The sequence below is a fragment of the Nocardiopsis flavescens genome (genome assembly GCF_900141985.1).
Classification (GTDB): domain Bacteria; phylum Actinomycetota; class Actinomycetes; order Streptosporangiales; family Streptosporangiaceae; genus Nocardiopsis; species Nocardiopsis flavescens.
In genome coordinates this window covers 135,609-155,857 of the sequence record NZ_FQZK01000004.1, presented here as the reverse complement: position 1 = coordinate 155,857, position 20,249 = coordinate 135,609, and the positions used below count along the sequence as shown (strand labels likewise).

Annotated in this window: 16 protein-coding genes; 6 read left to right on the top strand and 10 right to left on the bottom strand. The window is 73.9% G+C overall.

Going from position 1 to position 20,249, the window contains the following annotated elements; all coding sequences use genetic code 11:
* Positions 1–2,105: 2,105 nt before the first annotated feature.
* The 3 genes from BUE45_RS09545 to BUE45_RS09535 all read right to left on the bottom strand — a co-directional run bounded on the left by BUE45_RS09545 (position 2,106) and on the right by BUE45_RS09535 (position 4,740).
* On the bottom strand, positions 2,106–2,591 hold the full coding sequence (locus BUE45_RS09545) for a hypothetical protein (protein WP_073377826.1): 486 nt from the start codon (positions 2,589–2,591) through the stop codon (positions 2,106–2,108).
* 143 nt (positions 2,592–2,734) lie between these two features.
* Positions 2,735–3,331: a Dps family protein gene (locus BUE45_RS09540; RefSeq protein ID WP_073377824.1), complete on the bottom strand. Its 597-nt coding sequence runs from the start codon at positions 3,329–3,331 to the stop codon at positions 2,735–2,737.
* Between the two features lie 194 nt (positions 3,332–3,525).
* On the bottom strand, positions 3,526–4,740 hold the full coding sequence (locus BUE45_RS09535) for a cytochrome P450 family protein (RefSeq protein WP_073377822.1): 1,215 nt from the start codon (positions 4,738–4,740) through the stop codon (positions 3,526–3,528).
* A gap of 133 nt (positions 4,741–4,873) precedes the next feature.
* Here BUE45_RS09535 and BUE45_RS09530 point away from each other — a divergent pair, with 133 nt between their 5' ends.
* The gene (locus tag BUE45_RS09530; protein ID WP_073377820.1) at positions 4,874–5,251 is read left to right on the top strand and encodes a hypothetical protein; all 378 of its coding nucleotides are present in this window, start codon (positions 4,874–4,876) and stop codon (positions 5,249–5,251) included.
* 76 nt (positions 5,252–5,327) lie between these two features.
* On the top strand, positions 5,328–5,738 hold the full coding sequence (locus BUE45_RS09525; RefSeq protein ID WP_073377818.1) for a hypothetical protein: 411 nt from the start codon (positions 5,328–5,330) through the stop codon (positions 5,736–5,738).
* Here BUE45_RS09525 and BUE45_RS09520 read toward each other — a convergent pair whose 3' ends face one another.
* The gene (locus BUE45_RS09520; protein WP_073378272.1) at positions 5,739–6,905 is read right to left on the bottom strand and encodes a PucR family transcriptional regulator; all 1,167 of its coding nucleotides are present in this window, start codon (positions 6,903–6,905) and stop codon (positions 5,739–5,741) included.
* A 278-nt stretch (positions 6,906–7,183) separates the two neighbouring features.
* Between BUE45_RS09520 and BUE45_RS09515 the strand changes: the two genes are divergently transcribed.
* A complete protein-coding gene (locus BUE45_RS09515; RefSeq protein WP_073377815.1) occupies positions 7,184–8,011 on the top strand; it encodes an aldo/keto reductase in 828 nt (275 codons plus the stop codon).
* A gap of 107 nt (positions 8,012–8,118) precedes the next feature.
* Here the strand turns inward: BUE45_RS09515 and BUE45_RS32470 are convergent, their stop codons facing one another.
* Complete coding sequence (locus tag BUE45_RS32470) at positions 8,119–8,283, bottom strand: hypothetical protein (RefSeq protein WP_178378495.1); 165 nt, start codon at positions 8,281–8,283, stop codon at positions 8,119–8,121.
* A 90-nt stretch (positions 8,284–8,373) separates the two neighbouring features.
* Between BUE45_RS32470 and BUE45_RS09510 the strand changes: the two genes are divergently transcribed.
* Complete coding sequence (locus BUE45_RS09510) at positions 8,374–8,922, top strand: RidA family protein (protein ID WP_073377813.1); 549 nt, start codon at positions 8,374–8,376, stop codon at positions 8,920–8,922.
* On the opposite strand, the gene BUE45_RS09505 is transcribed toward BUE45_RS09510, so the two are convergent.
* Complete coding sequence (locus tag BUE45_RS09505) at positions 8,864–9,880, bottom strand: DMT family transporter (protein ID WP_073377811.1); 1,017 nt, start codon at positions 9,878–9,880, stop codon at positions 8,864–8,866. The two genes, BUE45_RS09510 and BUE45_RS09505, sit on opposite strands and share 59 nt — an antisense overlap.
* 99 nt (positions 9,881–9,979) lie before the next feature.
* Between BUE45_RS09505 and BUE45_RS09500 the strand changes: the two genes are divergently transcribed.
* Positions 9,980–10,582, top strand: coding sequence for a TetR/AcrR family transcriptional regulator (locus BUE45_RS09500; RefSeq protein WP_073377809.1), 603 nt, complete (start codon positions 9,980–9,982; stop codon positions 10,580–10,582).
* 58 nt (positions 10,583–10,640) lie between these two features.
* Here BUE45_RS09500 and BUE45_RS09495 read toward each other — a convergent pair whose 3' ends face one another.
* A complete protein-coding gene (locus BUE45_RS09495) occupies positions 10,641–11,525 on the bottom strand; it encodes a sulfotransferase family protein (RefSeq protein WP_073377807.1) in 885 nt (294 codons plus the stop codon).
* Positions 11,526–11,699: 174 nt separating this feature from the next.
* On the opposite strand from BUE45_RS09495, the gene BUE45_RS09490 reads away from it, so the two are divergent.
* Positions 11,700–12,506: an SIR2 family NAD-dependent protein deacylase gene (locus BUE45_RS09490; protein WP_073377805.1), complete on the top strand. Its 807-nt coding sequence runs from the start codon at positions 11,700–11,702 to the stop codon at positions 12,504–12,506.
* A 278-nt stretch (positions 12,507–12,784) separates the two neighbouring features.
* Here the strand turns inward: BUE45_RS09490 and BUE45_RS09485 are convergent, their stop codons facing one another.
* The 3 genes from BUE45_RS09485 to BUE45_RS09465 all read right to left on the bottom strand — a co-directional run bounded on the left by BUE45_RS09485 (position 12,785) and on the right by BUE45_RS09465 (position 20,233).
* Positions 12,785–16,054, bottom strand: coding sequence for an NACHT domain-containing protein (locus BUE45_RS09485; RefSeq protein WP_073377803.1), 3,270 nt, complete (start codon positions 16,052–16,054; stop codon positions 12,785–12,787).
* A gap of 106 nt (positions 16,055–16,160) precedes the next feature.
* Complete coding sequence (locus tag BUE45_RS09480; protein ID WP_143173312.1) at positions 16,161–19,424, bottom strand: NACHT domain-containing protein; 3,264 nt, start codon at positions 19,422–19,424, stop codon at positions 16,161–16,163.
* Between the two features lie 134 nt (positions 19,425–19,558).
* Complete coding sequence (locus tag BUE45_RS09465) at positions 19,559–20,233, bottom strand: uracil-DNA glycosylase (protein ID WP_073377795.1); 675 nt, start codon at positions 20,231–20,233, stop codon at positions 19,559–19,561.
* Positions 20,234–20,249: the final 16 nt, after the last annotated feature.

Sequence of the window (20,249 nt, the reverse complement as noted above, 5' to 3'; positions counted from 1 at the left end):
CTTGGCGGTCTTGGGCTTGACCGGGGCCTGTGCCACATGGTTTTCCACCCGATCGGAGCGCCCGGCCATAGCGGGAGGGTGTCGCTCCCCGCTGAAGTTGCGCGGGTGAGAGCTCGACCGGAGTTTTCCGAAAGCTCAGCCGCTTGGGGTGGGCGGCCAGCGGAGCGTGGACCTGGCCCCGGCGCAGTCGGCGCACGGCAGACTTCCGGGGCGGTGCGTTGGGTACGCGTCCGTGGTGGTGGGGGTGTGATCCGGGGCTGGGTCGAGCGAGGCGATCCCAGCTCAGCCGCCCGGATCGGGAGGAATGCCCCCTGCAAAGGGTGGTGGGCGCGACAAGCGGCCCGAACGTAGAGCACACCCATGCCCTCCTAACGCCGTAGGGGGTGGAACGTGCACGGTCTCTGGGCCTCAGGCACAGCCGGTGAGCGTTGATCCATGCCCCGACTCCAGGGGGTTGACGAGGGCGTACTCGGCTCCGCGAACCCCTGGGGGTGAAGGCCGCGCGTACCCGCTCCGGTCGCGCCACCGGGGGGTGTCCACCCTCCTGGTGACCCCGGCCCCAGCCGGAGGGTGTCGCTCCCACCCCAGGCCGCGCGGGGTGAGGCTGCGCGTACCCGCTCCGGCCGCGCCCCTGGGGGTTGTCCACCCGCCTGGAGCGCCTAGCCATAGCCGGAGGGTGTCGCTCCCAGGCCGGGTCGCGCGGGGTAGGGCCGCGCGTTCTCGCTCGGCCCGCCGTAGGGGGTTTCGGGGCACGCTCCCGCGTGCTTCGCCCGAGGGGGTGAGGCGGACGTGGAGGTCTCCAGAACGGTCACCCGTTGGGAAGGGCGGTCTGTGGTCGCGCCCGACCAGAACCTTTGGTCTCCAAGACGGTCACCGCTTGGAAAGGTACAGACCGGCGGAGCCGGATCCGCCCCCACGATGCAACGGACGGCAGACCACCGGGCAGACGCGTTGGATGCACGTCCCGGGTGGTGGGGGTGTGCTGTCCGGGGGCGGGTCCGGGCGAGGCCTGCCCCGCCCAGCCGCTTGGAAAGGGAGGAAGGGTCCGACCGGAAGCGCGGTTGCTCCCGACCTCGCTTGGAACACCAACCCCAGACGTAGTAACCCGCACCAGAGCACCCTCCCGCACCACGACGCACCGAGGCCACACGTGTGCGCCGCCCTCACCCCCTACGGCCCGGGTCGCGGTCCTCCCTCCCCAACCCCCCGGTGGCACGGCCCGAGCGTGCCCGCGGCCTCCACCCCCTGGAGCCCCGCTGGGGGCACCACCCTCCCGCTGTGGCCGAGCCCTCCAGGCGGGTGGACAACCCTCAGGGGCGCGGCGAGCAGATACGCGCGGGCTTCACCCCCTGTGTCTGCGGAGGGAGGTACGCCCTACCGAAACCCCTTGGAGTCGGGGTGGTGATCAATGCCGACCGGCTGTGCCCGAGGCCCCAAGACAGCGCACGCTCAACCCCCCATTGCGTTGAGGAGGGCATGGGTGTGCTCTACGTTCGGGCCGCTTGTCGCGCCCACCACCGTTTTCAGGGGGCATTCCTCCCGATCCAAGCGGCTGAGCTGGGATCGCCTCGCTTGACCCAGCCCCGGATGACACCCCCACCACCGTGGACGCGCGCCCAACGCACCGGCCCGGAGGTCTGCCGCACCCCGACTGCGCCGGGGCCAGGTCCACGCTCCGCTGGCCGCCCTCTCCAAGCGGCTGAGCTTTTGGAGAACTCCGGTTGAGCTTTCACCCCCGCGACCTGAGCTGGGAGCGACACCCTCCGGCTGGGGTCGGGCGCTCCGGTCGGGTGGAAAACCATGTGGTGCAGGCCGCGGTTCGCTGACCGGCAGTGGCTGGGCGCTCCGGTTCGGAGAGATGCCACTGGGGCGCGGGCCCCGGTCCAGCCCTGGGCTGTGGCCGGTCGCTCCGGTCGGGTGGAAAACCATGTGGTGCAGGCCGCGGTTCGCCGACCGGCAGTGGCCGGGCACCCCGGTTCGGAGAAAGGCCACTACGGCGCAGGCCCCGGTCCAGCCCCCGGCAGTGCCCCGGCGCTCCGGCCGGGTCGAAGACCACCACCGCACAGGCCCCGCCACGGCGCCGACGCCCGTCGTGCTCCCCACCCCTATCCGCGCACCGCGCCCCGGGGCCAGACCACGTGGACCGGGACGCCGTGGCGGCGGGCGGCGGCGACCGCGTCCGCGGTGCCGCCCCTCTCGCCGCCGGGCCTGCCGTCCCACACCGCGATCAGCCGCTCCACCCGGGCCAGCACCGCGGTGTTGGCCGCCGCGTACGCCTCCTCGTCGGCGTGGCGGAACGGCATGTACCGCACCGAGGCGGCGCGCATGAGCAGCCCGTCGAACCGGTACAGGTCCTCCGCGGCCACCACCGCCTCCCGGTAGTCGACCGCCGGCAGGATCACCTCCAGGGTCCCGCGCGCCTCCCAGATCGCCTCGGCGAACACCTGGTCCGCCCCCCTCGCCAGGCAGGACACCCCCACCAGCTCGGGTCCGCCCCCGAACGCGGCCAGTTCCCGGTCCAGTGCCCGGCGCACCAGGGCGGCGGTCTCCTCACCGAGGTCGCTGTGTCCGGTGATGCCGAGACGGGCCACGTGTTCCTCCGGGGTGGTGGTCTGGGGGTGCGGCGGCCCACCAATCTAGCGTCGCGCCCCCTCCCGGCCCGCGCCGGGTCACGCCCTCCGGACACGGAGGGGGCCGGGCGGTGTCCGCTCGCCCGGCCCCCGGCCGCCGTCCGTCACGTGCGCACGAGCGGCGTGTCCACGAGGTGCTCGGCGACGAACCACGCCTGGAGCTCGTTGGTGCGGATGACGTCCGACACCAGCAGGTCGTTGGTGCCGTCGTCGCCCAGCTCCTGCACCTTGGCCGCCGCGTCGTGCGATTCCTCCAGGATGGCCTCGTGCGCCTCCAGCAGGCGGGACAGCATCGCCGGGACCTCCTCGACGCCGTTCGGCGGGCGCGGGATGTTGGTGATCTCCGCGACGTGCCGGGGGTCGCCGACCGCCACGCCGCCCAGGGTCTGGACGCGCTCGGCGAGGGAGTCGATGAGCTCCAGCTGCTCGCCCGCGTGCTTGTCCATGAGCAGGTGCAGCTGGTAGAAGGTCTGGCCGCGCATCAGCCAGTGGTGCTTCTTGTACAGGTCGTGCAGGATGCGCGTGTCGCACAGCACCTGGTTGAGCCGCTGACACGAGTACATGCGCGTGTCCTGGGACAGCCCCACCGGGAGCTGGCGGACGGTGCCGAACTCCTGGACCTGCGTGCCCTTCTGGTGCAGCCAGGGCTGGCTGCTCCTGGGCTTGGGCGCCGTCTTGGACTTCTTGTCTGCGGTCGTCACCTCTGGTCCCCCTCCAGTCGATGTGACGCGGGTTCGCGGCCTCGGGTCCGCCCTCGGGCGGACTCCGCCTGCCAGTCTCCGCCCACTACCCTCGGCCGGGCCCGTATAACTGACCAATCAGGGGTAAGTTTTCGGTGCTTCTTGGTCTTGTGTCCGTTTTCCCGCCCTTGCGGCCCCGCGGGGGCCGGGCCGGGTCAGCGGGGGTCGAACCGGACCGGCAGCGCGAACAGCCCGTGCATGATCATGCTCGGCCACCAGTCCAGCTCCTGCCCCTCGGCGGCGGGGCGCAGTCCGGGCAGCCGGTCCAGCACCGCGTCGACCGCCACCTTCGCCTCCATCCGGGCCAGCTGCGCACCGATGCAGAAGTGGGCGCCGTGCCCGAACGACAGGTGCGAGCCGCCCCGCTCGGGGATGAAGGAGTCGGCGTCCTCGTACCGGTCCGGGTCGCGTCCGGCCGCCAGCAGCGACACCAGCACCGGCTCGCCCGCCTCCAGCACCACCCCGCCCACGGTCGTCGCCCTGCGCGGGAACCGCCAGGTGGCGTTCTGCAGGGGGCTCTCCATCCGCAGCGCCTCCTCGATCGCCGGCGCCACCAGCCCCCGGTCGGCGCGCAGCCGCTCCAGCTCCCGCGGGTGGGCCAGCAGCAGGTGGAACAGGTTGCCGATGAGCGCCACCGTGGTCTCGTGCCCGGCGACCAGCAGCAGGAACGCCGCGGAGGTCACCTCGTCGCGGCTCATCTCCCCGCGCCCGTGCGCCCGCACCAGGTCGCCCAGCAGGTCGTCGGAGGGCGCCGCCAGCCGGGCGTCCACCAGCGACCCCAGGTAGGAGTCGAACCAGTCGGTGGTGGCGGCGATCGCCGCCACCTCCTCGTAGGAGGACGAGTCGATCACGGCGGCCCGGCGGTGGAACTCCGCCCGGTCCGCCTCCGGCACCCCCAGGAGGTCGCAGATGATCGCGATCGGCAGCGGGTACGCCAGGTCCCGCACGAGGTCCGCCTCGCCCGCGCCGCCGGCGGTCACCCGGTCCAGCAGCTCCGCGGTGACGGCCTCGGCCCGCTCCACCAGGGTCCGGACCCGCCGCGGTGTGAACGCCGCCCCCGCCGTCCGGCGCAGCCGGGTGTGGTCGGGGGCGTCCGTGTTGACCATGCTGAGCATGAGCGAGGGCCGGTGGTCGTGGGGCAGCCCGAGCCCGGCCCGGCGCCAGGCCTCGTTGCCCGCGTGCGGGCTCTTGAGCATGTCCGGGTCGGAGAGCACCGCCTTGGCGTCGGCGTGGCGGGTGACGATCCACGCCCAGGCCCCGCCGGGCAGGTCCACGCGGTGCACGGGGGAGTGCTCGCGCAGCCACCGGTAGGCGGGGTGCGGGTCGGACTCGAAGGCGGGGCCGTGCAACTGCGGAGGAGGGGTGGGCATGCCGGGCCTTTCGGGTGTGCCTGCGGGGACACCCGACTCCTACCCGCCCGGGCGCCCCGCCCGCGGCCGGAACCGGACACCCCGGCCCGGTAAGGTCGTCCCGCACCCTCCGAGAACCCGTCCGGGAGACTTCGTGAGCTGGAACATCGTGCTGATGCGGCTGTCGCCCGACATCGCCTCGGCCGCGGACCTGACCGACGAGGACGCCCCGCCGCCGATCGGCCCGTCGGGCGCCGTCCGGGACGTGATCCGTACGGCGTACCCCGGCGCGGACCTGAGCGACCCCGCGTGGGGGTTCCTGGAGGAACCGGGCGCCGACGGGGACGGGTGGCTGCTGGAGCTGGTCATCGGCGCCGCGGACCCCGTCGAGAGCCTCATGGTGCGCGTGCGGGGCGGGGACGGCGCCGTGGCCGCCGTGCTGGACCTGGCCGACCTGCTGGACTGCCGGGCGCTGGACCTGTCCTCCGGGGACTTCCTCACCCGGGAGGACGCGGGGAGCGGTACCGGCTGAGGCCCCGCGCCCGCGGCGCGTCGTACCCGGGCGCTACCGTCGGTCCGTACCCGCCACCGCGACCCGAGGAGCCCCCGTGAGCTGGGACGTTCTACTGATGCCCTTCCCCGCCGACGCCGCTTCGCCGGACGACCTGCCCGACGGGCACCGGCTTCCGGCGGTCGGCCCGGTGGGCCTGGTCCTGCACCGGATCCGGGCCGCGTTCCCCGAAGCGGACCTGTCCGACCCCGCCTGGGGGCTGCTCCGGGACGAGGAGCAGGGGTGGTCGATGGAGCTGAACATGGGCCGCAAGGACCCGGTCGAGAGCATCATGCTGCACATCCGGGGCGGCGGCGACGTCGTGCACACCGCCCTGCGCCTGGCCGCCGTCCTGGGCTGCCGCGCCGTCGACTGCTCGGACGGGGAGTTCCTCGCCGAGGAGGGCGGGGGCTGGGAGGAGTTCCAGGCCTACCGCGACCAGGTGCTGGGGGAAGCGGGCCCCTCCTGATCAGGGGGCGATGGCGCAGGCGGTCTCCAGGACGAACCGCGACCACGGCCGGTGCGGGTCGTGGCCGGTCAGCTCGCGCACCCGGCGCAGCCGGTAGCGCAGGGTCTGGGCGTGCAGGTGCAGGGACTCGGCGGCCGCGGTCGCCGCGCCTTCTCTGAAGTACGCCCGCAGCGCCTCCAGCAGGTGCCCGCCCGACTCGGCCAGCAGCGGCCCCAGGACGGCCCGGCGCACCATGTCCGGGGTGGCCGGCCCGCCGTTGAGCAGGGCCAGCACGCAGGCGTCGGCCTCGCCCAGCAGGCCGCCCGGGCCGAACGCGTGCGCGGGCGCGGTCTCCAGCGCCCCGTCGGCCAGCCGGTAGGCCGCGGACACGTCCGCCAGCGGCCGTGCCGCGGGGACGCACCCCCGCCAGGGGCGGCCGTCCAGAGCCCGCGCCGCCCGGTCGGCGTCGTCGGGGGAGAGCAGCAGCACCGCCCGCCCCGACCGGGTGGTCACCAGGGGCTCGCCGCCCGCCGGCCCCACCCGGGCGGCCAGTTCGAGGGCGCCCGACACCGTCACCGGGGCCTCGTCCCCCGCCCGCCCGGCCACCACCAGCACCCCCGGGTCCGGCGGCGCGATGCCCAGGGTTCGGGCCCGGTCGCGGATGGCGGCGCGCGAGGCCTGGCGGCCGATGAGCAGGTCGTCCAGGAACGCGCGCCGCGCCCGCTCCAGGTCGGCGTCCATCCGGCGGGCCGTCTCGGCGTGCCCGGCGGCCAGGCTCTCGGAGATCTGGTCCAGCGAGGCCATCAACAGTTCGCTCAGAGCGAACACGTCGGCGGCGCCGAGCCGGTCGCCCGCGTACCCGGCGACCGCCCGTACCGCCGCCGCCGAGCCCACCCGGTGCGCCCGGACCACCGCGCCGATCGAGCGGCCGTCGGCGGCCCGGCTGCGGCCGATGCCGCGCAGCCGCTCCACGTCGCCGGGGGCCAGCCGGTCCGCCCCGGCGACCCACAGCTCCAGGGACCGGGTCACCAGCCACGCCGTGATCGCCCGGACCTCCGCCAGCTGGGACCCGTGCAGCGCCCGGTACGCGGGCACCTCGGCGTGCACCTCGGCCACGATCCGCTCGACCAGCGCGGCGCGGTCCCGCAACAGGTCGGCTCCCACAGCGGCCCGCCGCTCCCGCGCCATGTCCACTCCCCTCCCGCCCCCGGCCCGGCCCCGCGGGATCGGCCGCCTCGCGCGGCCCCCGCCCCCCGCCGGGAGGCCTCCACCGCCGGACCGTCGGCGTCGAGCCCGGCCTTTCAGGTAAAAAGCCAGTACGGCGGCGGCGAAGCCGCCGGGGCGGGGCCGCCCGCCGTGGCAGTATGCCAAGTGTGCGGCCTGGGGGAGGCCGCGGGCCCGCCGACGGCCCTTCGGCGGGCGGCGCAAGCGTTGCGGGCCGACGGGGGATGACGGCGATGAGAACGATGACGGTGCCCGAGCTCACGCTCAACAACGGACTGCGCATACCGCAGCTGGGCCTGGGCCTGTGGCAGGTGCCCGACGACCAGGCGGTGGAGGTGGTCACCGCCGCGCTGGAGGCCGGCTACCGCAGTATCGACACGGCCGCCGCCTACGGCAACGAGCGCGGCGTCGGCGAGGCGCTGCGCCGGTCGGGCGTGGACCGCGACGACCTGTTCGTCACGTCCAAGCTCGCCAATTCCGCCCAGGGCTACGACTCCACCCTGCGGGCCTTCGACGCCACGCTCGACCGCCTGGGCCTGGAGACCCTGGACCTGTACCTCATCCACTGGCCGCTGCCCGGCCGCGACCTGTACGTTCCCACGTGGAAGGCGCTGGAGCACCTGTACGTGGAGGGCCGGGCCCGCGCCATCGGCGTGTCCAACTTCCAGATCCCGCACCTGCAGCGGGTCATGGAGGAGGGCGGCATCACGCCCATGGTCAACCAGATCGAGCTGCACCCGCTGCTGCCCCAGAGGGAGCTGCGCGAGTTCGACGCCGAGCACTCCATCGTCACGCAGGCCTGGAGCCCGCTCGGCCACGGCCGCCTCCTCGACGACGGCACCATCACGGCCATCGCCGCGGAGTACGAGCGCACGCGCGCCCAGGTGCTGCTGCGCTGGCACATCCAGCTCGGGAACGTCGTGATCCCCAAGTCGGCGGCGCCCGACCGCATCCGCGCCAACTTCGACGTCTTCGACTTCGAGCTCACCGAGCACGACATGGAGCGCATCGGCGGACTGGAGGACGGGACCAGGACCGGGCCCGACCCCGACGTGTTCCACGGCGACTGACCGCGCGCCGCCCCGCGGGGCCGCAGACCGCTCCCGGGGCCTGCGCCGCGCCCCCGGGAGGCACCCGGCGCGGACCGGGGAGCGGCGGGGGCCCGGCGGAACCCGGCTCAGCCCTGGCGCAGCTCGCGGCGCCTGCGCGCGCCCAGCAGGGTCGCCTCGGTGCCCTGGCGCTTCATGCGCGCGACGTAGACGAAGCCTCCGACGAAGATGGAGACGAACAGGGCGAGCACCGCGACGAGGGCGAGCGCGGACAGCAGGAAAGTGATCGACATGGGCTCATCGTAGCCGCCCGGCCGACCGGCTCCCAGGGGGAGCCCGCCGCACGGGCCGGTGGGCCTCCCCGAGACCGGAAGGGCCCGACGGTGGACCTCACGCCGCACAAGATCGTCAACCCGCTCTCCCTCGCCGACCCCGTGGGGTTCGCCCACGCCCTGGTGGTGACACCGGGCCGGGTCGTCCATGTGGGCGGCCAGGTCGCCCGCCGCTCCGACGGCAAGGTGACCGGTGAGGGGGTGGTCCAGCAGTTCGACCGCGCGCTCGGCAACGTCGTGGAGGCGCTGCGCGTGGCCGGGGCCGACCCCGGGCACGTCGTCGACATGCGCGTCCACACCACCGACATGCGCGGCTACCGGCTCAACGGCAACACCCTGGCGTCGGTGTACCGGCGCCACATGGGCCGTCACTACCCGCCGATGGCCGTCATCGGGGTGACCGAGCTCATCGACCCGGCCGCGCTGGTCCAGATCGTGTGCACCGCGGTGGTCCCCGACGTCCGCGACACGGCGGACCCGGGGGAGGACGACGAGACCCGGGAGATGCTGGAGGGCATCGAGGAGTCGTCCGGCCCCGTGGTCAGCGCGGGGCCGGGTCCCGAGGACCCCGGCGACCCGCGGGAGCGGGAACCCGCCTGAGCCGCGCCGGCCGCGGCCCCGCGGGGCCGCGGCCGCCCGCCACCAGGGCGACCGCCGCCGCGCAGACGGCCATTCCGGCCAGCGCGCCCGCGCCGACCGGGTCGCCGAACATCAGCAGGCTCCACAGCAGGGTGGTCGGCGGCGTCAGGTACAGCAGCGCCGACACCCGGGCCACCCCGAAGCGCGCCAGGGCCGCCCAGTACAGGCCGTAGCCGCCCAGGGTCGACAGCACCACGACCCAGGCGACCGCCGCCCAGAACCCGGGGTCGGCGGGCGGGGCGAGCGTCCCGGTCCCCGCCGCCAGGGCGGTGAACAGCACGGCGCTCACCCCGCACTGCACGGCCAGCGCCTGGACCGCGGTCCCGCCGGGCCGCAGCCGCCGCTCCAGCAGGGTCGCCGCCACCAGGGACAGCATCGCCCCGACCGGCAGGGCGTACGCCCACCAGGGGGCGGCGCCGGGGGCGCGCAGGTCCGCGCCCACCACGAGGGCGACCCCGGCCAGCCCCAGGGCCAGCCCGACGGCCTGGCGGGGCCGGACGCGCTCCCCGAGCAGGGGCACCGCCAGCGCCGTGGCGACCAGCGGTTGCAGCGCGGCGATCAGCGCGACCGTCCCCGCGGCGGCCCCCGCCGCGGAGGCGGCGTACACCCCGTACAGGAACCCGGCCTGGGCCAGGGCGCCCACCGCGGCGTGCCCGGCCGCGTCCCGGCCGGTCATCCGCCCGGTGCGCCGGCCCGTGCCCCCGGCCGCCTCCGCGGGCTCCGGCACGGGCGCCCGCCGCGCGCGGGTGTGGATCCACAGGCCCCACACGGCCAGGGGGCCCGCGATCGCCAGGAACCGCCAGGCCAGCAGCGTCTCCGCGGGTGCGTACCGGGTGCCCAGCTCGGCCCCCACGAACCCCGAGCTCCACATCACCACCAGGCCCGCGGCGATCACGACCGGGACGAACGCGTAGCGCATCGGCCGACCTCCCTTTTCCGTCCGGTTCGTTCCTTCGGCCCACAGGTAAACACACCGGTCGGTATACTCGCGATATAGCGCCCGCCCCGAGGAGGAGTGATGACCGCCACCCGGACACCGCAGGACCGTGCCGCCCGCCCGCTCACGCCGGCCGCCCGCCGCATCCTGGACGCCGCCGAGGACCTGTTCTACACGCGGGGGATCAACACCGTCGGCATGGACCTCGTCGCCGAGCGCGCCGGGGTGACCAAGAAGACCGTCTACGACCGGTTCGGCTCCAAGGCCGCGCTGGTCGCCCGCTACCTCCGCGCCCGCGACGAGCGCTGGCGCGCCCACCTGGAGTCCCGGACGGAACCGGTGCCCGACCCGCGCGGGCGCGTGGCCGCCACCTTCGACGCCCTGGAGGAGTGGCTGGAGCGGGACGGCCCGCGCGGCTGCGCCATGGTCAACGCCTACGCCGAGCTGGCCGACCCCGGGCACCCCGGCCGCGCCGTGGCCGAGGGGCAGAAGCGGTGGCTGCGGGAGCTGTACACCGGCCTCGCCCGGGAGGCGGGCGCCCGCGACCCCGGCCCGCTGGGCGACACCCTCACCATGCTGCACGAGGGGGCCGTCCTCGCCCGCACCGTCACGGGGGTGCCCGACGCCGTGCGCACGGCCCGGGCCGCCGCCGACGCCCTGCTCACCGCCCACGGCGCGCCCTGAACCCGGGCCGCGCGGCCCGGGGCGGCCCCGCCGCCCCGGCACCCGGGCGCGGGCCGGGTCACAGGTAGCCGAGGCGGGACAGCTCCAGCCCCGCCACCTCCACCACGTCCGCGTGCTGGTCCCGGGACAGCCGCTCCCGCCACGCGCCCACCCGCCAGGAGCGCTCGATCAGCAGCTCCGACGCCGACACCCGGGCCCCGGTGAACTCCCGCAGCCGCTTGGCGGTCTGCACCTCGCCGCCGTGCAGGTCCTCGTAGCGCAGGGTCAGCAGCCGGTCCGTGTCGATGCCGCGCCGCAGCGCCGCCGACATGCGCACCGCGCCCCGCCAGCGCATCGCGCACTTGGCCTCCACCGACCCGTCCCCGAAGGCCTCCAGGTCGGAGGCGTCCTCCAGCCCGAAGAAGTGGTTGGGGAACTCGTGGTCCAGCTTCGTGAAGCTGGGTTTGAGCCAGGCCAGCGACCGCTCGTCGTCCAGCATCTCCGCGATGACGTCCCTCCCGTCCCGGATCACCTGCACGAACAGGGCGTCGGGGAAGGCCGCCTGGAGGGCCTGGGCGCTGAACAGCAGGTCGGGGCTGGCGTCCCCGTACCGGCTCACCTGCGCGCTGTGCTCGCACGGCTCGGCGGAGGCGCTGGCGGGGACCCGCTCCCACCGCCCGGCGCAGTGCGGACAGGTCAGCGGGGTGAGCTGCCAGGACTCGGCGTAGGCCTCCCGCAGGAGGCTGGCCGTGCCCGACACCTTCTCCAGGGCCAGCGAGGGTCTTCGCGCGACGGCGTACACGGCGTTGAGCACGCCGGAGGAGCCCGCGCTCATATGGAATCCGGGGGCCCGGGACAGGGCGCGGGCGATCTCGGGGACACCTGAGTGGGGAGCGCCCAAAAGGAAGACGGGGCGCTGCACCTTGGTCCCGTTGACCACGAGGATGTAGGACGGCTGCTTCATGATCGTGCTGATTTTCGCACCCTTTGCCCTTCTCGTGTGCATCGGAGGGGTGTCGGTCCCGCGCGCTTTCGTGTGCATTCCGAGGCTAGGGTGTGCTACGGGTGCACGGGGCCGCCCCCCGCCGACCGGGGGAGGGCCGGCACCGAGCCGGAGTGAGAGCGAGGTAGGGCCGCGTTGACCACAGATTCCACGGCGTTCGCCGATCCCGGGGCGTTCGAGCGGGCCGCCGGACTCCTGGAGGAGGCGGACCGCATCACGGTCCTCACCGGCGCGGGCGTGTCCACCGACTCGGGCATCCCCGACTTCCGCGGCCCCCACGGCGTGTGGACCACCGACCCCGACGCCCAGGCCCAGGCCGACATCACCCTGTACACGGGCGACGTGGACGTGCGGCGCCAGGTGTGGTCCCAGCGCCGCGCCCACCAGGTGTGGGACGCCGAGCCCAACGCCGCCCACCGCGCCCTGGCGGACCTGGAGCGCACCGGCCGGCTGCGCGCCCTCATCACGCAGAACATCGACGGCCTGCACCAGCGCGGCGGGGTGTCCGCCGAACGGGTGGTGGAGGTGCACGGGACGATGCTGTGGGTGCGGTGCCTGTCCTGCGGGCGGCGCACCCCCACCCCCGAGGTGCTGGCCCGGCTGGACGAGGAGTCCGACCCCCGGTGCGCGGACTGCGGCGGCATCCAGAAGTCGGACACGGTCTCGTTCGGCCAGAACCTGGACCCGGACGTCGTCCAGGCCGCCACACGGGCCACCCGCGACTGCGACGTGTTCCTGGCCGTCGGCACCTCGCTGACGGTCCACCCGGTGGCGGGGCTGTGCGACATGGCGATGATGGCGGGTGCCTCGCTGGTCGTCGTCAACGGCGAGGAGACGCCCTACGACGACTTCGCGTCCGCGGTCCTGCACGAGCCCATCGGCCGGGCGCTGCCGGCCCTGGTGGAGCGGGTCACGGCCGCTGCCCGCCGAGCGGGCCCGTAGGGGGCGCCGCGGCGCCCCCGAACCGCGGGGACGCCGCGAAAAGTCGTGCTGCCGGTGAGCCGCGGCGGAGGAAGGCGGCGGAGCGGGCGCGTATCGGCTCCGCCGGGCAGGCACGGTCGGCCCGGCCCTTCTGCGGCCGGGGGCGCTCCGCCCTCGGTCCGCGGACCCGCAGGCCCCGGGCCCGTTCACGGTCCGCGGTCCCGCGGGGACGGCCCGCCGTCCGCCCGCGCCCGGCGGGAGGCGGGGCCACCGCCCGCCGGGCGCCCCCGGGCCGTCCGCTACCGCAGGTGGGCGTGGACGCGGGTGCGCCGCCCGCGCTGGGGGTTCTCCTGGTCGACGAGGGCGATGACCCGCCGCACCGCGTCGTCGGCGAGGAACCCCGCGGGGAACAGGTCCAGCACCGGGGCGACCGCGTCCTTGCGCAGCAGGTTCCCCGAGACCACGGAGTCCACCCCGGCCAGGAACTCGCGGATCACCCGCCGCAGCGGCGAGTACTCCGCCTCGTTCGCGGTGCCCGGCCAGCGCGCGTCCTCGGCCGCCTGCCGCAGCACCAGCAGCTCGATCCGGCCCAGCTGGGTCGAGGTGAGCAGGCGGCGGTAGGCGTCCAGCCGCCGTTCGGGCTCCACGTGCGGCGGCGACAGGCGCAGCTTCAGCACCTCGTGCGGCTCCAGCCAGGCGCTGTCGCCCTCGGGGTCCAGGAACCAGGCCCCCAGGTCGCCGTGGGCCTGGCTCAGGTACGGGAGCAGGCCGAGCAGGACGCGGGCCCCGCTGCCGTTGACGCGCAGGGAGGTGGAGCGCAGCATCCGGGAGATCGTACGGTCGAACGCGACCGTCATCCCGTAGGGGTCCTGGACGTCGGGCCTGACCTCCACGTCCGTGTGCAGCTCGTACCCGATGCACTCGCCGACGTTCACCGGGTCCCCCTCCTCCCGGCACAGCACCGCGTGGCTGCCCTGCCGGGTCCAGGACTCCAGGTGGCGCAGCCGGACCGCGTTCAGCACGCTGAACCACTCCGGGCTGTGCAGGGAGCGCCAGACCCCCACCGTGTTGCGCCACTCCGTGAGCGCCTCCGCCGGCTCGGGGAACAGCTCCCGCAGGTCGACCGGGTCGTCGGTCCCGCGCACCAGGACCAGCAGCACGATGAGGTTGGCCGTGTAGTTGGCCTGGCGGACCGTCACCGGCAGGCGCGCGGGCTCGAACCCGGCGTAGGAGCGGTTGGCCGCCGGGAACGGCGCCTCCCGGAACAGCTCCACCAGCAGGTCGGAGTAGTCGCCGCGCAGCCCCGCGTCGTCGGCGAACCGCCGCTCCAGCAGCTCGGACAGGAACTCCGGGACCTTCTCCCGCCCCGGCAGGCAGGCGAACGACAGCAGCGCGTACAGCTCGCCGTCGTCGACGCGCCGCGTCCGGCCACGCCGCCGCGAGGCCTGCGAGCGGCTGGCGTCCAGTTCCTCCAGCGCCGCGTCCACCGCGCGGGCGACCAGGTACTCCCCGAAGGTGGCGTGCAGGAACTCGAACACGCTCGCCGTGCCCTCGGAGGTCCGGGCCCGCGCCTCGTGGACGAAGAAGAACCGGCCCAGCACCTGGTGCGCCGGGTCGATCCGGCCGTGCATCCCGGTGTCGTCGGGGTCCAGGGCGGCGTCGGGCAGCAGGACCGCCAGGTCGCGGTCCAGCTCCTCGGCGCTCACGTTCTGCTTGCGCCGGGTGAACATCGCCAGCGCCGCCACCTCCAGGCGGCGCAGCTCGCCCTCCACGGCCTCCGCGAGGCCGTCCCTGCCCAGCCCGGAGTGGTGCTTGTCCACCTCCCGGCGGGCGAACATGGCGAGCAGCCGCTCGTACAGCTGCCCGTGGGTGAGGTGCCGCCCGGTGCGGCGCAGCGCCCCGTCCTCGGCGTCGTAGATGAGCAGCATCATGAGCAGCAGCGGCTGCTCCGCCATGTCCCGGTAGCGCAGCACCGCCTCGGTGGTCAGCTCCGCGGACCGCTCCCCGCCGGTGATCGCCGCGCGGCCGTTGGCCCGGTTCCACACCCCCACCAGGCGGGCGATCCGCGCCTCGTCGAAGGGCTCCAGCCTGATCACGGTCGTCCCCAGCGGGAAGCGGGCGCGGTCGGCGACGACGGTGCGGGTGGTGACGATGACGACCACGGGCAGGCCCATGGCCTCCTGTTGCTGCTGGAACTCTTGGACGCGCTCCAGGTAGTCGGAGCGGTCGACGCCGGTGGCCTGGAGGAGTTCGTCGAACCCGTCCAGGATGATGACCGGGAGCGCCCCGTCGGCCGAGTCGGCCAGCTCCCGCCAGGAGACGCGCGTGTGCAGGGCGGCGGCCAGCCCCTCCTCGATCTGCACGTGGATGGGGGAGTTGGGGCTCACCGCCCGCAGCTCCACCCGCACCGGCAGGAAGTCGGAGGCGGGCAGCCGGGCGGCCAGCACCTCCGTGAACTTGGACTTGCCCGCCCCCGGGTGCCCCAGGACGACGGTGGGCCGGTCGGTGGCGTCGGGGTGGGTCAGGTGGGCGGCGATGAACGCGCCCAGGTCGTCCACCGGGCGGTGCAGGCCCCACCACTCCTCGGAGGAGGGGACGGCGTTGGCGGTGACGACCGCGATGCGCCCGCGCGGGGGCACGTAGGCCTCGTCCAGCGAGGGCAGCACCAGCCCGGGCGGCACGTCGGAGGCGCGCAGCACGGGGCGCTCCAGCACCGCCCGGTGCGCGGCGAACAGCTCCTCCCGGCGCCGGTCCACCGGCCGGTCCGAGGCCACCGTCGCCAGCAGGTGGCGCAGCTCGCCCAGGCCGTCGTCGACGGTGGCGCGGGTGCGCGCGTGCTCGCGCTCGTGCGCCCACAGCGCGAACTCCGGGACGTCCACGGCCAGGCCTCGGTGGAGTTCGGCGAACCGCTCGGTCGCCCGCTCGCCCAGCTCCCGGGCGACCTCGGCCAGCAGCGGGTGGTCGGGGGTGTCGACGCCGTGCTCGCGGGCCGCCGCCACCCGGGGCACCGCGTCCCGGAAGGCCTCGGCCAGGCCGTAGAAGTACTCCTGGCGGGCCAGCTCGTCCGCTCGGGGGGCGCGCGCGGACGTCCACGGGGCCTCGGGCGGAGCGGTCCCCTCCAACGCGGCGCCGTCGACGGCCTCCTGGGCGGCGTCGAGGTTCCAGCGGTAGGGCAGGGCGACCCGGCCGGGCTGCCCGGGGGTCAGCAGGGGCTCGAACAGGGCGGCCCGGTCCTCGGGGGAGAACCCCAGCTCGTCCAGGGTGAGCGGGGCGCCGGAGGCCTCCCAGACCTCGTCCAGGGACTCCAGGAAGGCGACCGCCGCCAGGACGCGCTCCGCGGCGAGGATGCGCTCGGTCCGGGACAGGCGGCTCTCCCCGCGCAGGTGGTCGCGGATGCCCTCCACCGCCTCGCGGCCCTTGCCCACCAGCAGGCTCCGCAGCCCGAACAGGTCGGGGACGCCGAGCATGCCCAGGCCGCCGTCGGCGAGCCGCTCGGCCAGGTCCCAGGCATCGGAGTCCTTCTTGCCGAGGATCTTCAGGGCGTCCGCGTAGGACAGCTTCTTCGCCACGTGGGGGCCTTTCGGGGATCAGCAGGGGTGGGGCGGGGCGCCGGGACGGCGTCCGTGCCGGGGAACGCCGCCCCGTGGGGTGGGACTCGGGGACGGGGCCGCGGGTTCAGTGCTCCCCGCTGCCGGCTGGACCGAGGATGATCCCGGTCCGGTCGGGGTGGGTCGGAGGCGGGGTCCGCTTGTCCGAGAAAGAGGGGGAGAAGGCCCTGTCCACGAGAGCGCGGACCCGCGTCACCGCCTCCCCCGGGTTCTTCGACCGCTGGTAGGCAGGGAAGTCCTCCAGCAGGGACGTCAGGACCGCGTGGACGGCGCGCGCCGACGACGCGGCGCCCGGTGCCACGGTGCGGACCCGGTCCAGGTAGTGCCGGATCACGGCGCAGAGCGGTTCCCTGTCTTCGACGGCCGCGTCGTCGGACCACCGCAGGTCCTCGGCGGCCTGCCGCAGCACCAGGAATTCGAGCGGGCCCAGGGTGCTGGAGGAGAGCAGCCGCCGGTAACCGTCCAGGCGGCGCCCCGGGGCCAGGTCCGGCGGCTCCAGGCGCAGCCGCAGGAGTTCGTGCGCCTCCAGCCAGGCCTTGTCGCTGTCCCGGTCGGTGTACCAGGACCCCAGGTCGTCCGAGATCCGGTACAGGTAGGGCAGCAGGCCCAGCACCGTGCGCGCGTTGGTCCCGTTGACCCGCATGGCGGTGGAGCGCAGCATGCGGGACGAGGTGGACGCGAACGGCAGCCGCACCTCGTAGGGGTCGAGCACGTCGGGCCGCACGTCCACGTCGGTGTACAGCTCGAAGCCGATGCACTCGCCCGCGTTCACCGGTTCCCCCCGGTCCCGGGAGACCAGCGACCTGCGGTCCTCCCGGTCCCAGCCGCCCAGGTGGCGCACCCGCACCGCGTTGAGGAAGCCGAACCACTCGGAGCTGTGCAGCGCGCGCCAGATCCCCGCCATGTTGCGCCATTCGGGCAGCGGGTTGGGCGCGTCCGGGAACAGTTCCCGCAGGTCCACCGGCCGGTCGCCCACCAGGGTCAGCAGCACGATGAGATTCGCGGTGTAGTTGCCCTGCCGGCGTGTGACCGGCAGGCGCGCGGGCGCGTAGCCCCCGTGGGAGCGGCCGGGGTCCGGGAACGGCGCCTCCTGGAACAGGTCGACGAGCAGCGCGGAGCACATCGCCCGCGCTTGCGTCCCCGGCGGGAACCTCCTCCCCAGTTCCTCCGCCAGGAAGTCGGTGATCTTCTCGCGGCCGGTCAGGCAGGCGAAGGACAGCAGGGCGTACAGTTCTCCGTCGTCCGCGCCCTGTGCCGACCCCCGCCTCTTCCGGGCCAGGGCCCGGGCCTCGTTCAGGTAGTCCAGCGCCGAGACCACCGCGCGGGACACCAGGTACTCGCCGAAGGTGGCGTGCAGGAACTCGAAGACGCTCGACGTACCGTCCCGGGCCTGCGCCCGTGCCTCGTGCACGAAGAAGAACCGGCCCAGCAGCCGGTGGGCGGGGGCGATCCGGCCGTGCAGGTCCGGATCGGCCGCTTCCGGGGGACCGCCCGGCATCAGGGCGGCCAGGTCCCGGTCCAGCTCGTCCGCGGTCACGTGCTGCCGCCGCCTGTTGAACATCGCCAGGGCGGCCACCTCCAGGCGGCGCAGCTCGTCCTGGACCGCACGGTCGAAGCCGTCGCGGTTGAGTGCGGCCCCGTGTTTGGACACCTCGCGCGCGGCGAACCGGGTGAGCAGCCGCTCGTACAGTTCACCGTGAGTGAGGTGTTGTTCGGCTCGGCGCAGCGCCCCGTCCTCGGCGTCGTAGATGAGCAGCATCACCAACAACAAAGGGTGCACCGCGAGTTCCCGATAACGGAGAAGTGCCTTGAGGTTGATTCGTTCCGATCCTTTGGAGGGCCGGAGCCCGGAATCGGCCCGGTTCCAGGCTTGCAGGAACCTGTCGATCCGGGGTTCGTCGAAGGGCTCCAGCCTGATGACGGTGGTGCCGTCGGGGAAGCGGGCGCGGTCGGCGACGACGGTGCGGGTGGTGACGATGACGACCACGGGCAGGCCCATGGCCTCCTGTTGCTGCTGGAACTCTTGGACGCGCTCCAGGTAGTCGGAGCGGTCGACGCCGGTGGCCTGGAGGAGTTCGTCGAACCCGTCCAGGATGATGACCGGCAGTGTTCCGTCCGCGGAGTCCACCAGTTCCCGCCAGGACACCCGGGTGTTCAGGATCTGCGCCAGCCCTTGCTCGATCTGCACATGAATCGGTGCGTTGGGGGGCAATGATCGCAGTTCCACTCGCAGTGGAAGGAAGTCCGAGGGCGGGAGTTGCGCGGCGAGCATCTCGGTGAATTTGGACTTGCCCGCGCCGGGGTGCCCCAGCAGGACCGTGGGGTAGTCGGTGGCGTCGGGGTGGGCCAGGTGAGCGGCTATGAAACCTTCGAGGTCATCGGTGGGTTCGACCCGCTGCCACCAGCTTTCGGAAGAGATCGGACCGGCTTCGGGCCAGGTGATGCGACCACCCGGAGGGATGTACGCCTCTTGCAAGGAGGGAAGGACCAGATCCCGGTTCGTGTCTCCAGAAGGAAGAAGCGGTTGCCGGAGCGCGGCCCGGTAAATACGGGCCAGTTCCTGCCGCCGGCGGTTCAGGGGGCGTTGGCAGGCGATCCGCTCCAGCCGGCGCCCCACTTCGGCCAGCCCCGTGTCCAACCGGCGACGGGTGAGTTCATGCTCCTGCTCGCGCGTCCACAGGGCGAACTCCGGGATCTCCGCCGCGAGTGCCCGTCTGCGCTCGCTGTAACGGAGTTCGCAGATTCTGTCGATATGTGCGTCCAGGGCGACGAGACGGGGATCGTTCGTTCCGCTGATTCCGTTTTCCTCGGCCACGGCCAGTCCGGGAATCATTCGCATAAAGCTCGAATTCAGTTCGGAGAAACGATTTTCGTGTTCTTCCTGTTCGATCTGGCCGGCTGAAAGCCGTCGTGTGTTGGGGCTCCACCGCTCGATGAGCGTGGGCAGCACCACCCAGGCGTCCTCGGTGAGCGCATCCGACATACCGAGTTGTTCCTCGGCGGTGATCTCCAGGTCGCTGAACGGGAAAGGCATACCCGTTCGCTCCCACGCCTCCTCCACGGCCTCGAAGAAGGACACGACGACCAGGATCCGCTCCGCCGCCAGGATCTTCTCCGTGCGGGACATCCGGCTCTCGCCCCTGAGCTTGCCCCGCATGCCCTCCAGAGCCTTGCGGCCCCTGCCCACCACCGCGCTTCTGATACCGAACAGGTCCGGGACCCCCAGCGCCCCCAGCCCCCCGTCGGCCAGTTTCTCGGCCAGGTCCAGGACCTCGGAGTCGTTCTTTCCCAGGATCTTCAACGCGTCGGCGTAGGACAGCTTCTTGGCCACGTCCGGGGGACCTCTCCGTCGTCGGGGGCGGGACAAGGGTCGGACCCGGCACCGGGGGCCGGTACCGAGTCCGCAGGTCAACAGGGGGTCGGGTTGTGGGGGAGGTGTGCGCGGGGGCCGCGATGGTGTGAAGCCTAGGTCAGGCTCCAGTCCACCGGGTCGGCGCCCTGCTCCTTCAGCATCTCATTGGTGCGGCTGAACGGCTTGGAGCCGAAGAAGCCGCTGCGCGCGGACATCGGGCTCGGGTGCGCGGACTCCACGCACGGCACGCCCGGCATCAGCGGGCGCAGGTCGCGCGCCTGGCGGCCCCACAGGATCGACACCAGCGGCCCGCCCCGCTCGGCCAGCGCGCGGATGGCCTGGTCGGTGATGGCCTCCCAGCCCTTGCCCTTGTGGGACGCGGGCGAACCGGGCTGCACCGTCAGGACCCTGTTGAGGAGCAGCACGCCCTGCTCGGTCCAGGGGGTGAGGTCGCCCGTCTTGGGGACCTCCAGGCCCAGGTCGTCCTGCATCTCCTTGTAGATGTTCTTGAGGCTCGCGGGCGGGCGCACGCCGGGGGCGACGGAGAAGCTCAGCCCCACCGGGTTGCCGGGCGTGGGGTAGGGGTCCTGCCCCACGATGAGCACGCGCACGTCGTCGAACGGCTGCTGGAAAGCGCGCAGGACGTGCTCGCCAGCGGGCAGGTAGGTGCGCCCCTCGGCGACCTCCTGCCGGAGGAAGTCACCCATGGCGGTGATCTGCGGCGCGACCGGCTCCAGGGCCTTCGCCCACCCGGCTTCCATGATTTCGTTGAGGTCCTTGGTGGCCATGGCCAGAACATTAGCG

What these genes read in the sequence shown, in the direction of transcription:
- BUE45_RS09520 (WP_073378272.1), bottom strand. Translation starts at nt 6,905, where the DNA reads ATGGCGCGGGAGCGGCGGGCCGCTGTGGGAGCCGACCTGTTGCGGGAC.
- BUE45_RS09535 (WP_073377822.1), bottom strand. Translation starts at nt 4,740, where the DNA reads ATGCCCACCCCTCCTCCGCAGTTGCACGGCCCCGCCTTCGAGTCCGAC.
- BUE45_RS09495 (WP_073377807.1), bottom strand. Translation starts at nt 11,525, where the DNA reads ATGAAGCAGCCGTCCTACATCCTCGTGGTCAACGGGACCAAGGTGCAG.
- BUE45_RS09465 (WP_073377795.1), bottom strand. Translation starts at nt 20,233, where the DNA reads ATGGCCACCAAGGACCTCAACGAAATCATGGAAGCCGGGTGGGCGAAG.
- BUE45_RS09515 (WP_073377815.1), top strand. Translation starts at nt 7,184, where the DNA reads ATGACGGTGCCCGAGCTCACGCTCAACAACGGACTGCGCATACCGCAG.
- BUE45_RS32470 (WP_178378495.1), bottom strand. Translation starts at nt 8,283, where the DNA reads ATGTCGATCACTTTCCTGCTGTCCGCGCTCGCCCTCGTCGCGGTGCTC.
- BUE45_RS09500 (WP_073377809.1), top strand. Translation starts at nt 9,980, where the DNA reads ATGACCGCCACCCGGACACCGCAGGACCGTGCCGCCCGCCCGCTCACG.
- BUE45_RS09505 (WP_073377811.1), bottom strand. Translation starts at nt 9,880, where the DNA reads ATGCGCTACGCGTTCGTCCCGGTCGTGATCGCCGCGGGCCTGGTGGTG.